Here is a 12,628-nt window from a genome sequence, read left to right as displayed (position 1 = left end):
GCGCGGCTGCGGCTTGCGCGAACCGCCGGGAGCCTGCGATAGGGAGCGTTCGGCTGTAACGGCTGCCGATAGGGAAAACGCCGGATGGCGGTTGCGGGTATGACGTCCACGAACATCGAAACGAAAACGCGCCGCGTGCGCCGTCAGACGCCGGAGTTGCGGCGTCAGGATCTGCTTGCCGTGACGATCAGCTGTCTCGCGCAGCTTGGCCCGCGCGGCACGACCGGGCGCGAGATCTGCCGCCGCGCCGGTGTGTCGCATGGGCTGCTGCGCCACTATTTCAGCAATCCCGACAATCTGCTCCTCGAAACCTATCAGGAGCTTTGCGACAGCTTCATCGCGCGTTTCGAGGATGAGCTTGCGGCGGGCTACACCGACCCGTGGAAAACGGTCGATCGGCTGTTCGAGGTGCATTTCAGCGACGAATGGTCGAACCCCGACATCCTGGGCGCGTGGATCGCGTTCTGGGCGCTTGTGCGCAACAATCCCGATTTCGCCGCGGTAAGCGCGGATTACAACGCGCGGCTGCACGCCCTTCTGGATCAGGCGGTCGGCAGGCTTCCGCCCGGCCCGGTGCCGCCGCGCGATATCGCGGCGCTCGTATCGGCGACGATGGACGGACTTTGGCTCGATTACAGCCTCTCGTCCGACCGGCTCCCGCGCGAACGCGCGCTCGATCTGGCAAGGACGATGCTGCGGCGCCTGTCCCCGCCCTAGGCCGCGACCTCGAGCGCTTGAGACGCAGCCAGCCATTCGGCTTCGGTCGCTTCGATGCGCCCGGAAAGGTCGGCGCGAAGTTTCATCAGCTCGGTCATCGTCTTTTGGGCGTGCGCGGCACCCGCCGATGAAGGGTCGAACATCGCGCGTTCGACCGCGCTGCGCTCGGCAGTGAGCGAAGCGATCTCGGCTTCGAAGCTCTTCACGGCGGCGCGCAGGCGCTTTTCCTGCTCGCGCGCATCATTGGATGCCTTGCGGGATCCCTTGCGGCTGCCCTGGCTATTCCCCGCAGAGCGGTCGCCGGACTTGCCGAGCACGAAATCGGTATAGTCTTCAAGGCTTCCCGCAAAATCCTCGGCGCGGCCGTCATCGACCAGAACCAGCCGGTCTGCGGTCAGCTCCAGCATGTGGCGATCGTGGCTGACGAGCACCACGGCACCCGAATAGTCGTTCAGCGCCTGCACCAGCGCTTCGCGCGAATCGACGTCGAGGTGGTTGGTGGGCTCGTCGAGGATCAGCATGTGCGGCGCTTCGCGCGTGATGAGCGCGAGCGCGAGGCGCGCGCGTTCACCGCCCGAGAGCTTGCCGACCTTGGTCAGCGCCTTGTCGCCCGAGAAGCCGAAGCGGCCGAGCTGCGCGCGCACGGCGCCGGGGGTTGCGCCCTTCATGATCCGCGTCATGTGCTCAAGCGGCGTGTCTTCGGTGTCGAGTTCCTCGACCTGATACTGGGTGAAATAGCCCACCCGCATCTTCCCCGCCGTCCGCATCTCGCCGTCCATGGGCGGCAGTTGCGCCGCCAGCAGGCGGGCAAGCGTCGTCTTGCCGTTGCCGTTGCGCCCGAGCAGCGCGACGCGGTCGTCAGGATCGAGGCGAAGGTTCAGCCGCGAAAGGATCGGATTGCCTTCGGTGTAGCCCACCGATGCCATGTCGAGCGTGATGAGCGGCGGCTTCAGCTCGCCGGGGTTCGGGAACGCGAAGCTGAGGCTGGGGTCTTCCGCCATCGCCGCGATCGGTTGCATCTTCGCCAGCGCCTTGGCGCGCGACTGCGCCTGCCGGGCGGTGCTCGCGCGGGCGCTGTTGCGGGCGATATAGTCCTGCAGCTTCTCACGCTGGCGCGTCTGCGCGTTCCGCGCGGCCTCGATCTGCGCCAGCCGCTCGGCGCGCTGCCGTTCGAACGCATCGTAGCCGCCCGGGTAGAGCGTGATCTTGCCACCTTCCAGATGCAGGATGTGGTCGACTACATTGTTAAGAAGATCCCGCTCGTGACTGATAACAATCATCGTCGCGCGGTAGCTTTTCAGGAAGTTTTCCAGCCACAGCGTCGCTTCAAGGTCGAGGTGGTTCGAAGGCTCGTCGAGCAGCAGCAGGTCGGGCTCCGAGAAGAGCAGGGCAGCGAGCGCGACGCGCATCTTCCACCCGCCCGAATAGCTGTCGAGCGAGCGGCCCTGCATCTCTTCGTCGAAGCCGAGGCCCACGAGAATCCGCGCCGCGCGCGCCTCCGCCGTCCACGCATCGATCGCGTTCAGCCGTTCGTGGATTTCGGAGATACGGTCCGGGTCGGTCGCGGTTTCGGACTCGGCAAGCAGCGCGGCGCGCTCCGTGTCCGCCGCGAGCACGGTTTCCAGCGGCGTCGCGTTCCCCGCAGGCGCTTCCTGCGCGATATAGCCGATGCGCGAGCGGGTCGCGGTCTCGATCTCGCCGCCGTCGGCTTCCAGGAAACCGCACATCACGCGCATCAGCGTGGATTTGCCTGCGCCGTTGCGTCCGATCAGCCCGACACGGCTTCCCGTGGGCAGCGACGCGGTCGCGCCGTCCAGAATAACGCGGCCGCCAAGCCGCACGGTGATGCCATTGATGTTGAGCATGGGCGGGGGCGATACACGAAGCTGCGGCGCTTGTCAGCGGTCCGTTGGACGCACCCTTCGATTATGCTGCGCGGACGCGGGCGAGGAAGCGGTCCACCTCGGTGGTGAGCGTGCTGGACTGCCGGTTGAGGTCGGCAGCCGCAGCGAGCGCTTCTTTCGCCGCGATGCCCGTCGCCTCGACGCCGGAGCGCACCTGGACGATGTTTCGCGCGACCGCATGGGTGCTGTCGGAGGCCTGATGCGTGTTGCGCGCGATCTCGGAAGTGGTCGCTGCCTGCTGCTCCACCGCAGCGGCGACCGTGGCTGCGATATTGTTGATTTCGCCGATCGTGGCGACGATTTCCTCGATCGCGCCCACGGTTTCGCGGGTCACCGCTTGAATCGCGCCGATGCGCGCGTTGATGTCGATGGTGGCCGTTCTGGTCTGGTTCGCCAGCGCCTTGATCTCGCTGGCGACGACTGCAAAGCCGCGCCCGGCCTCGCCCGCGCGCGCGGCCTCGATCGTGGCGTTGAGCGCGAGCAGGTTCGTTTGCTCCGCGATCGAATTGATGAGGCCGACGATTTCGCCGATCTTTTCGGCATCGATCGAGAGGCCGGCGACGATCGCGTCGGTGGCCCGCGCGCGCGATACGGCCTGCTCCGACATCGCCGAAGACTCGACGACGCGGTGCGAGACCTCGGCGAGCGACCGGGCCATTTCCTCGGATGCATTGGCCACGGTGAGCGCGTTGTGGCTGGCTTCCTCGGCCGAAAGCGTGACATCGGCGACAAGCGCAGTGCTGCTTCGCGCGGCGTCGCTCACCTGCTGGGAACCTGCCGCGATCTGGCGTGCGGCACTGTCGACAGCGGTGACGACATGGCGGACGCTGTCTTCGAACGCTGCGGCAAGCGCGTTGAGCGCGGCACGTTTCTCGACAGCGGCGCGCAGGCGCTCGGCCTCGCGTTCGGCGCGGGCGGCCTCCTCGCGCTCGCGTTCGCGGCGTTCGGCTTCCACGGCGGCATGGCGGCGCTGCTCGACCTCCGTGGCGTTGTCCTTGAACACGGCGACCGCGCGCGCCATGTCGCCGACTTCGTCGCGGCGCTGTGCGCCCTCGATGCGCGTGTCGGTTTCGCCGCGTGCGAGCGCGCGCATGGCGGTCGCCATCGCAGCGATCGGCCGCGCGATCAGCAGATTGGTAAGGATACCGGCCGCGAGCGAGACGCCGATACCCGCCGCACCTGCAAGAAGCGTAATCAGGATGGCGCCCGCAGCGGCGGCGCGCGCGGCGAAATCGGCCATGCCCTGCCGGTCGGCGATCGCTTGCGAGAATTCCTGCACGTTGCGTTCGAAAGCGGGGCCTGTTTTGCCGAGCAGCCTGTCCACGGCGGCATCCCGGTCGCTGGTGCGGCGAACGATTTCGTCGAAAGCCGCATCATAGGCCACCAGGCTGACGATGATCCCGTCTGCCTTGCGCGTGAGCGCCGGATCGGTGAGGACGGCGAACACGCCGTTCAGCGCATCCTCGAGGTTCAGCAGGTCCGCTTTCGTCTGTTGGACGATTTCCGGCGACGGCGCCGAGAGGTAGCGGGTCACGTCGACGCGCAGCAGCGAATAGTTTTCGAGCGCGAGTGCGGCCTGATAGGCGGTCTGGTGGTCCCCCGCACGGTGGCTCGCCGCGACGATATCGTGAAGCGCGACGCCGATTTCCGGCCCTTTGGCTTCGATCGCACCCGCGACGAGGCGGGTGATTTCGGTCTGGTTTTCAACGATGCCGCGAAATTCGGTACGGAAGACGCCGCGCAGCCGGTTGATGCGCGCCAGCGTGGCTTCCTCGTCCACGATCGCGGCGCCGTCCTCTGCGCGCGCCAGCGCGTCCTGGGCGGCGTCCAGACTTTCGTTCACTTGTGCGACGAGCGCGGCTTCGGGGCGAATCACATAATCCTTGATGCGGCTCTGCGCCGTCATCGCGGTCGTGTGGGCAAGCGCGATCGAGCGGCCGCTGTCGGCGAGGCGGGTAACCTCGGAAACCGTGGAGCGGGTGACGAGCAGCGAACCCGTCGCGACGAGGGCAAACAGTGCCATCGCGAACCCGCCGATGCCGTAACTGACCAGAACTTTCTTGGCTATTTTCCAGTGCGTTATGATCGCAACGAAACGCGACACATCGATGCGCGCGATCAGGTCTTTCAAACGCTCCATAGCCAGCACATGCCTCATACGCCCGGGAAAAGCGGCACATCCGGTTCCCGTCCGACCCGAATACGGCCGGCGGTGTTTCACCATGGTTAACATCGACGCGGTTTCAGCGCGGCGGCCAGAGCCCCTTCAGCCACCCGGAAACGGCGGCAATTCCGGGCGCATCCAGTTCCACGGCCTCACCGAGCGCCGGGAGCTTGGGCCAGCCCGCATCCGGAAACTCCCGGCCTTCGAAGCTGCGGCTGCCTTCATAGCGCGGAATGACGTGCGAATGGACGTGAGGGTCCACCATCATCAGCATCATGTAATTGAGCCTGGCATGGTCGACCGCGCTGCGGAGGGCGGATTCGATGTCGCGGCTGACCTGCGCGAGTTCGGCATAGGCGGGGGGCGGGAGGTCGGCGAAGGCCGTCGCGTCAGACTTCGCGGCAAGCACGAGGCTGGCGAGCGTAGGTTGCGCCGGGCGGAGCAGGACGAGCCAGTGTTCATATTCGGCGATCAGCGTCGCCGGATAGCCGAAGCGAATAATGGTCTCGTTCAAGCCGCGCTCCCGTCGCTGAGCCAGGACGTAAGTGCAGCGCCGCGCCGCCGCGCCGCAATGGCCTGCAAAAGCCGGACAAAATGGAAGATCAGGCTCAGCACCGTCCATCCCGTGACAGCGAGCAGGCCGAGATCAGGGCGCGAAAAGAGCAGGCTGACGAACAGGATCAGCATATTGGGGTTCCGGCGCGCGGTAATCAGGCGGAAGTCAGTGTCGATCTTTCGCCAGACGTGGATGTGCATACCGGCAACGTGAATGAACCAGCCTTCGATAAGCCGCTGCAGCACATAGCCGCCGACCATGACGCCCATGACCGTCCAGAACACATCGGGCGCAAGCGCAAGTCCGTGTGCGCCGAGGCCGACACCCCAAGCGTACCACCAGAACGGCGGATGCACGAGATCGAGTCCGTGATCGAAGATATTGCCCCACCACGACGAGGTGATCGTGCAGCGCGCGAGCTTGCCGTCGACGGTATCGAGCACCATGAACGCTAGGCCCGCCGCCATGCCCGTCCAGTAATGGCCATCCCAGAACAGCACTGTCGCCCACACGCAGAGCGCCGCGCCGATCGTTGTTATGAAATTTGGCGTCATGCCGGTGCGTGCGGCGATTCGGGTCAGCACGAGCGCCCATTCGGGCCAGAGATATTTGGTGAGAAGGTCGGTGACGCCCTTGTAGGCGCCGAAATAGCTCGCGCGCTCGATGGCGCGGACGTTCGCCGGGATCAGTTCGATCAGGAACGGGCGCTCGCGCTTCCGCAGCGCGGCGTTGTAGATGGTGATGCCGTCTTCGTAAGCGGTGGCGGAAAGCCCCTCCGCCCACGATCCGCTATCCGCGTCGATGGCGCTTCGCACGGCCTCGGCGCGTTCCCGCGACACGTTCGCGAGCACAGGGCGCCCACCGAGCGTAAGCACGGCGCCCGGTCGCGCCGCGATCCAGGCGTACCACTGCGGATCGAAAGCGAAGCGCGTGTCGGCGACGATAACGCCGGTCTCGTCCGGTTTCGGCTGGTAAGCCTTGGCGATCCGCGTAATCCGGGTGGCGGAGGACATGCCCCAGATCGGCGTTTCGTTCTTGCCCGCGAGAAGAAGCGTCGTCGGCGTATCCACAGGTCTCTCAGTCGATTTACGGTCCAGCCGTGCTTATAGAGCGAGGGGGAGGCGGCGCAAGTTCAAGGACGCGCCCCACCGCGCCGGACTTATTACGGAGCGCGGCGTTTTTAGGTTTTTTCCACCACGCGATTGCGCTAGGCAGCACGCGCGAGAGAACAGGAGAGACGCGCGCGATGGCCGAATTCACGCTTCCGAAGAACAGCAAGGTGAACGGCAAGGGCAAGGCTTACAAGGCCCCCGAAGGCGCGACGCATGTCAAGACGTTCAAGATTTACCGCTGGTCGCCGGATGACAGCGAAAATCCGCGCATGGACAGTTACGAACTCGATCTCGACAGTTGCGGGCCGATGGTGCTCGACGCGCTCATAAAGATAAAGAACGAGGTCGATCCGACGCTCACCTTCCGCCGTTCGTGCCGCGAGGGCATCTGCGGTTCGTGCTCGATGAACATCGACGGTTCGAACACGCTCGCCTGCACGAAGCCGATCGACGAGGTGAAGGGCGCCGTCGCGATCACGCCGCTTCCGCATATGGAGGTCGTGAAAGACCTCGTACCTGATTTCAAGCACTTCTATGCCCAGTACGCCTCGATCAAGCCGTGGCTGCAGACCGTCTCCACGACGCCTTCGGGCAAGGAGCGCATCCAGTCGCCCGAAGACCGCGAGAAGCTCGACGGGCTCTATGAGTGCATCCTGTGCGCCTGCTGCTCGACCGGCTGCCCGAGCTACTGGTGGAACTCAGACAAGTTCCTGGGCCCGGCGATCCTGCTTCAGGCCTATCGCTGGCTTGCGGACAGCCGTGACGAGATGACCGGCGAACGGCTCGACGAGCTTGAAGATCCGTTCCGGCTCTATCGCTGCCACACCATCATGAACTGCGCGAACGTCTGCCCGAAGGGGTTGAACCCGGCCAAGGCGATCGGCGAAATCAAGAAGATGATGGTGGAACGCCAGCTCTGATCGTTCCGCGTTCATAACGAAATAAACGATTTCGCAAGGATCGCCCCGCTAGCGTCCGCCCGTATGGAAGGGTGGCCCCATAAAATCGCGATTGCTGCTGTCCTCGCCTTCGGGTTCGGAGGGGCGGCGCAGGCATCGGACTGGAAATCGACCGTGACGCGGCTCATCGCCGCGCAGCACTCCTATCCGCGCAGCGCGCAGGTTCGGGGTGATGAAGGCACTGCCAGGGTGCGGATAAGCGTCGATGCGGGCGGCAAGATCACCGGTGTCGAACTCGTCGAGCCGACGGCGTCGCAGATCCTCAATCGCGAGGCCATGCGCATTCCGCAAAAGATCGGCACGGTGCCGCCGCCGCCCGGCGGTCCGACCAAGCTAGTAATCCCGATCGTCTGGAAGCTGACCTGAGCGCCAGACGGCGTTATCCGCGTTCCTGCCTCACGATTTCCGTCATGGTGACGCCGAGGTGCTCGTCGACGAGCACGACTTCGCCGCGTGCGACGAGCCGGTCGTTCACGAAGATGTCGATCGCTTCGCCGACGCGGCGATCGAGTTCGATGACCGCGCCCGGCGCGAGTTTCAGGAGTTCGCTGACCTCCACCGCCGAGCGGCCGAGCACGGCCTGAACTCGCACGGGAACGTCGAATATCGATTCAAGCTCCGCAGCGCTGCGCAGCACGTCGGCCGCTTCCTCCGGCGGCACCTCTGCTCCAAGCGCGCGGGCAGGTTCATAGTCGGGACGAAATTCGTCCATCATGCTTCTCCCTGGAAAAGACGCAGCCATCAGAACACGAACTCCTCGCTGCCGTCGCGGCTGTCGGCGAGAACGATTTCGCCAGCATCTGCGAGCTGTTTTGCAACCTGCAGGATCGCTTGCTGGGCCTCTTCGGCCTCGCGCAGGCGAATGGGGCCCATCAGTTCCATGTCGTCGCGCAGCATGCGGGCGGCGCGTTCGGACATGCTCATGAAGAAGAACTCGCGCAGCGCTTCGCGGGCGCCTTTCAGTGCGGCGGCGAGGCGGCTTTTGTCGATGTTGCGGAGCAGCGTCTGAACGCTGGCCGCGTCGAGCCGCGCCAGATCCTCGAACGTGAACATCAGCGTGCGGATGCGCTCGGCGGCATCGAACGCGCGGTCCTCCAGCGCCAGCATGAAGCGCGCTTCGGCGCTGCGGTCGAGGTGGTTGAAAATTTCCGCCATTGTCTCGTGGGCGTCGCGCCGGTTGACGTGAGACGGGTTGGAGAGGAGTTCGGCGCGCAGCGTTTCCTCGACCTGCTCGAGAACATCCTGCCGCACGGCACCGGACCGGAGCATCCTCAGCACGACATCCATTGCAAAATCGTCAGGCAGGCGGGAGAGAACGCGCGCAGCCTGATCGCGCCTCACCCTGCCGAGCACGACGGCAACCGTCTGGGGGTGTTCGCTGCGAAGATAGGCGGCGAGCACGTCTTCGTTCACTTCGGCGAGCGAATCCCACATCGATTCACCGGCAGGCGGTTTTGCCTCAGACGTTGCGGCGCCGGAAACGTCTCCGGTAAATTCAGCAAGTAGTCGCTCGGCGAGCGGTGCGGGGATCGGCCCGATGCGCGTCATCGCGGCGCTCAGCACGCGCGCTTCATCGTTGCCGAGGTGCGCCCAGATCGCAGCGCCGTGCTCACGCCCAAGTGCCAGCATCAGCGCGGCGGCGCGCGCGACTCCGCTTTGCGGATATGGATCGACGGGGAAGTATGCTGCGTGCGGGCTCATGCGGACATCCAGCGCTGGACGACTGCGGCGGCAACGGCCGGGCGCGTACTGACGGCTTCACCGGCGCGGCGAAGCGCAGGGCTTTGGGCCATATCGCTTGCGAACGGTTCGTGTGGGGAGGGTGGCGGCGCCTGGGTATCCTGCGCGGCGGTGGGTGTCATTTCCGGCGCGCGGCGTCCGGCCATGCGCAGAACCAGCAACAGCGCGGCAAACCCCAGCAGGCCGGCGAGCGCGGCGGGCGCAAACGGCAAAAGCGCGTCGAACACCGAGCCTGTATCCCGGGGCGCGAAACGCACGGTTTCCACGCTCAGCGAATCGCCGCGCAGCGCATCGAACCCGGCGGCGTCCTTTGCTAGGCGGGTGAAGCGGGCAAGCTCGGCTTCCGTGCGCGGATGGTAGCCGGTGCCATCGACATAACGGCCGTTGACCATGACGGACACGGTCAGGCGGCCGATCCTGCCGCTGCTGCGGATGGTGGTCGTCTCGGTGCTGTTCGTGCCGGGTTCGCCGGCCTGGGAAAGTTGCCGGGTCTGATCCGGCTCGATCTCCGCCGATACGATCGCGCGCACGTTGTCGCGGCCGACGATCGTGCCGATCAGGCTCTCGATCCGTTCGCGAAGCCGTGTTTCGACGAGGCTCTGCCGATCCGGAACGGATGCGGGGCTTGCGGGCGTCGGAACGGGATCACGGGCAGGCAGCGCCGCGGCGGCAAGCACCACGATGACTGCGCAAAACACAGCCATCAGCAGCGCTTTTCCGCTCTGCCCCAGCGCTTTCAAAGCGTGTTCCACGCGCAAACTCGTCCCGTTCGATACACAATGCGGAACTTTGCGGCTTTGATGGTGAATATGACGTAAAGAAACAGGCAGGCCGCGAACGCAAAAAAGGGCGGAAGCCATCCCCCGATGTCTCCCGCCCTTTGGCAGGCGCCCGCACAGGAAGGGGACCCCGCGACGGCCAAGGCGATCGGGCAGGGGATGGGCGCCTACCTGGAGGCAATCCCCGAACCGCTCTACATGCTCTTCGGCACGGGCTACCTCGGGTACACGGCGGCGCGGAGTTGGGGGAAGGCGAAGGGGGCGGATAAGTGAGAGGCATTCTCCGGTAAGTTCCTGGGTAGGTTGAGCCGGACCCACTGTTTGCGCGTTAATATTGTGGCCATCAGCAACTCCATAAGGAGATTGCGTTGGTTACGAGGAGTATACTATGAATAGGCTGCATCGAGGGAGGGGAAGTCAATGAATGCGACGAGCACTGTGCTACGCGCGTTCAGTGTCGATCATGCTGCTCGTATCACGCAAATCTCTAAGTCTCGCCTGACGCGCTGGGATCGTCTTGGATTTTTCTCCCCAGAGCTTGCCGATGAAGCCGATCGTGGCAACCCTTATAGTCGTATCTATTCGTTCAACGATTTGGTTGGACTTCGGACGCTTGCGATCCTGACGGAAAAATACCGTGTACCTTTGAACGAACTACGCACAGCGTATGAGCTTCTCAAAAGGCATAGCGGTTACCCGTGGTCGGAAATCAAGCTCACTGTAGCCAAGCGCAAAATCGTAATTTACGACAATCAGGGCCGCCCGGTGAATGTTACGGATGGGCAATATTCGTTCCAGGATATTCCACTTCCTGAGATTGCCAAAGATATCGCTGATAGGGCCGCGGCCCTGCGTAACCGCGACAAAGCTCAGATTGGAGTGGTCGAGCGCCACAAGTTCATAGCACACAATGCGTATGTGCTGGCAGGCACACGTATTCCGGTGAAAGCGGTAGAGAGTTTTATCAACGCCGGTTACACGGACGATGCGATCGTGGAGGAATATCCATCGCTGACTAAGTTCGATGTGTCCACTGTCCGGCGAAACATGAAAGCCGCCGCCTGAGCGCCGCCCCAAAGCTGTGCTTTTTCGCGGACCATTGTGTCTCGGAATCTGTCTGTAAGTTCCTTGAAGAGCGTGGCCATAAGGTCACGCGTCTTCGAGACGTGTTGCCAACTGACTCTCCTGACCCGCTAGTGGCCAAGACCGCTCAAGATGCAGGTGAAATCCTAATTACGCATGATGGTGACTTCAAAACTGTCGCGCCTAGGATCGCCAAAGGAAGCCGAGCGCGTTTTCGCAAGTTGAGCAAAGTTCATCTGCAGTGCGATCACGTAAAGGCGGGGAACCGGGTTGCGGCGGCCATCGAACTGATAGAGTTTGAATGGGAAAATGCTCGAAAGCGGAAAGACAAGCGCATCCATATAGTGGTTCAGACGACGGGTATCAAAACCAACCGCTGACTTAAACCGCCTGCGGCGGAGTGGCGGTTTTGAAATGACAAGTTCTCGTGCATCAATCGTGTAATCCTCAAAAGTCGACGCGAGCACGTGACCTCCCGCCCTCCCTGCGCCAATATGCCCCAAACATCGGGAGAGCTTCATGCGTACCATCTTCACCGCCGCGCTGCTGATCGCCGCGCTTCCGGCTTCGGCCGAGACGCTCATTGTGGGGAACAAGGGCGAGAATACCGTGAGTTTCGTCGATCTTGTCAGCGGGCGGGAGCAGGCGCGGTCGGCGAGCGGGGCGCAGCCGCATGAGGTGGCGCTGTCGCCGGACGGGGCGCGGGCGGCGGTCGTGAACTACGGCGCGGCGGCGATCGATGTTTACGGTGTGGCGGACGGCAAGCGGCTGGCGACGTGGGATATTGCGCCCAATTCGCGGCCGCACGGGCTGATCTGGCTAGCGGATGGCCGGCTGCTCGCGACGGCCGAGGCTTCGAAAACGCTGGTGGTGATCGACGGCGCGGACGGCCGCGTGCTGCAATCGATCGCGACGGAGGCGGACGGATCGCACATGGTGGCGGTGCACCCCACGCGCCCGCGCGCCTACACGGCGAACATGAAAAGCGGCAATGCGAGCGTGATCGATCTGGAAAGCGGGCGCACGGTCGCGCATCTGCCCGCCGGGCGCGAGGCGGAGGGGATCGCGATCACGCCCGACGGCACGCAGCTGTGGATTTCAAGCCGGGGATCGAACGAGATTCACGTTTACGACACGGCGACCGACACGCTGGTGCGGCGCATCGAGACGGGTCCGTTTCCGCTGCGCATCGCGATCAGCCCGGACGGCAAGCATGCCGTGACATCCGAACTGCAGGCGGGGGCGCTCGGCGTCTACAGCGTCGAGACGGGGACGCTGGAGCGGTCGATTCCGGTGAGCGGCAAGGCCGAGGCGATGCAGGTGACGATCCTGTTCCGGCCGGACGGCGAGCGGCTTTACGTCGCGGAGACGGGGACGAACACGGTCGCGGAGGTCGAATGGCCGAGCGGCAAGGTGCTGCGGCGCATCCCGGCGGGTGAGGACGGCGACGGGCTGGGGTGGTCGCCGGTGGGCGCGGAGTAGGTTTTCCTCACCCACTGCGCTGCCCCCTCACCAACTTCGCCTAGGTGTTTAGTCCCTCGTTTTGATGGTGCGGTTCTCTGATAAACCGTTTTGGCTGCTCGGACCATATTTTGCAGACATATTCATATGGGG

Annotated in this window: 14 protein-coding genes and 1 pseudogene; 7 read left to right on the top strand and 8 right to left on the bottom strand. The window is 64.3% G+C overall.

Translation table 11 applies throughout. From position 1 onward, the window contains the following. Window positions 1-84 precede the first annotated feature (84 nt). Window positions 85-717, top strand: a complete 633-nt coding sequence (locus tag GGQ98_RS13780) for a TetR/AcrR family transcriptional regulator (protein WP_184070489.1) — start codon at window positions 85-87, stop codon at window positions 715-717. Here GGQ98_RS13780 and GGQ98_RS13775 read toward each other — a convergent pair. The 4 genes from GGQ98_RS13775 to GGQ98_RS13760 form a co-directional block, all read right to left on the bottom strand. After that, a complete protein-coding gene (locus GGQ98_RS13775) occupies window positions 714-2,582 on the bottom strand; it encodes an ABC-F family ATP-binding cassette domain-containing protein (protein ID WP_184070487.1) in 1,869 nt (622 codons plus the stop codon). The genes GGQ98_RS13780 and GGQ98_RS13775 overlap by 4 nt on opposite strands. A gap of 61 nt (window positions 2,583-2,643) precedes the next feature. Further along, complete coding sequence (locus tag GGQ98_RS13770) at window positions 2,644-4,761, bottom strand: methyl-accepting chemotaxis protein (protein WP_184070485.1); 2,118 nt, start codon at window positions 4,759-4,761, stop codon at window positions 2,644-2,646. Between the two features lie 103 nt (window positions 4,762-4,864). Then, window positions 4,865-5,299: an HIT family protein gene (locus GGQ98_RS13765; protein WP_184070484.1), complete on the bottom strand. Its 435-nt coding sequence runs from the start codon at window positions 5,297-5,299 to the stop codon at window positions 4,865-4,867. Then, window positions 5,296-6,354, bottom strand: coding sequence for a CDP-alcohol phosphatidyltransferase family protein (locus GGQ98_RS13760; protein ID WP_184070523.1), 1,059 nt, complete (start codon window positions 6,352-6,354; stop codon window positions 5,296-5,298). The genes GGQ98_RS13765 and GGQ98_RS13760 overlap by 4 nt, the downstream gene beginning before the upstream one ends. Window positions 6,355-6,587: 233 nt before the next feature. Here GGQ98_RS13760 and GGQ98_RS13755 point away from each other — a divergent pair, with 233 nt between their 5' ends. Together GGQ98_RS13755 and GGQ98_RS13750 are read left to right on the top strand one after the other, a co-directional pair. Further along, a complete protein-coding gene (locus GGQ98_RS13755; RefSeq protein ID WP_184070482.1) occupies window positions 6,588-7,373 on the top strand; it encodes a succinate dehydrogenase iron-sulfur subunit in 786 nt (261 codons plus the stop codon). 63 nt (window positions 7,374-7,436) lie between these two features. Then, entirely contained in the window at window positions 7,437-7,778 is a 342-nt protein-coding gene (locus GGQ98_RS13750; RefSeq protein ID WP_184070480.1) for an energy transducer TonB family protein, read from the top strand. Between the two features lie 13 nt (window positions 7,779-7,791). On the opposite strand, the gene fliN is transcribed toward GGQ98_RS13750, so the two are convergent. The 3 genes from fliN to GGQ98_RS13735 are packed head-to-tail and all read right to left on the bottom strand — an operon-like array spanning window position 7,792 to window position 9,856. Then, window positions 7,792-8,124 (bottom strand): flagellar motor switch protein FliN, encoded by a 333-nt coding sequence (gene fliN, locus GGQ98_RS13745; protein ID WP_243451892.1) that lies wholly within the window; start codon window positions 8,122-8,124, stop codon window positions 7,792-7,794. Window positions 8,125-8,153: 29 nt separating this feature from the next. Further along, window positions 8,154-9,113 (bottom strand): flagellar motor switch protein FliG, encoded by a 960-nt coding sequence (locus GGQ98_RS13740; protein WP_184070476.1) that lies wholly within the window; start codon window positions 9,111-9,113, stop codon window positions 8,154-8,156. Continuing rightward, complete coding sequence (locus tag GGQ98_RS13735; protein ID WP_184070474.1) at window positions 9,110-9,856, bottom strand: flagellar M-ring protein FliF C-terminal domain-containing protein; 747 nt, start codon at window positions 9,854-9,856, stop codon at window positions 9,110-9,112. Before GGQ98_RS13735 ends, GGQ98_RS13740 begins: the two co-directional genes overlap by 4 nt. 162 nt (window positions 9,857-10,018) lie before the next feature. Here GGQ98_RS13735 and GGQ98_RS13730 point away from each other — a divergent pair, with 162 nt between their 5' ends. From GGQ98_RS13730 to GGQ98_RS18955, 3 genes and pseudogenes are all read left to right on the top strand, one after another. After that, window positions 10,019-10,204, top strand: a complete 186-nt coding sequence (locus GGQ98_RS13730; protein ID WP_184070531.1) for a hypothetical protein — start codon at window positions 10,019-10,021, stop codon at window positions 10,202-10,204. 147 nt (window positions 10,205-10,351) lie between these two features. Next, on the top strand, window positions 10,352-10,996 hold the full coding sequence (locus tag GGQ98_RS13725) for a DUF433 domain-containing protein (protein ID WP_184070472.1): 645 nt from the start codon (window positions 10,352-10,354) through the stop codon (window positions 10,994-10,996). After that, a pseudogene (locus tag GGQ98_RS18955) lies at window positions 10,993-11,148 on the top strand (hypothetical protein); the annotation flags it as partial. The gene GGQ98_RS13725 and the pseudogene GGQ98_RS18955, both read left to right, overlap by 4 nt. Before the next feature lie 12 nt (window positions 11,149-11,160). Here the strand turns inward: GGQ98_RS18955 and GGQ98_RS18465 are convergent. Continuing rightward, window positions 11,161-11,481 (bottom strand): hypothetical protein, encoded by a 321-nt coding sequence (locus GGQ98_RS18465; RefSeq protein WP_243451891.1) that lies wholly within the window; start codon window positions 11,479-11,481, stop codon window positions 11,161-11,163. Window positions 11,482-11,533: 52 nt separating this feature from the next. Between GGQ98_RS18465 and GGQ98_RS13715 the strand changes: the two genes are divergently transcribed. Continuing rightward, the gene (locus GGQ98_RS13715) at window positions 11,534-12,496 is read left to right on the top strand and encodes a YncE family protein (protein WP_184070470.1); all 963 of its coding nucleotides are present in this window, start codon (window positions 11,534-11,536) and stop codon (window positions 12,494-12,496) included. Window positions 12,497-12,628 lie beyond the last annotated feature (132 nt).

Origin of the sequence: Sphingosinicella soli (assembly GCF_014199685.1) — a bacterium.
In the GTDB taxonomy this organism is placed as follows: Bacteria; Pseudomonadota; Alphaproteobacteria; order Sphingomonadales; family Sphingomonadaceae; genus Sphingosinicella; species Sphingosinicella soli.
This window is presented reverse-complemented; position numbering and strand designations above follow the sequence as displayed.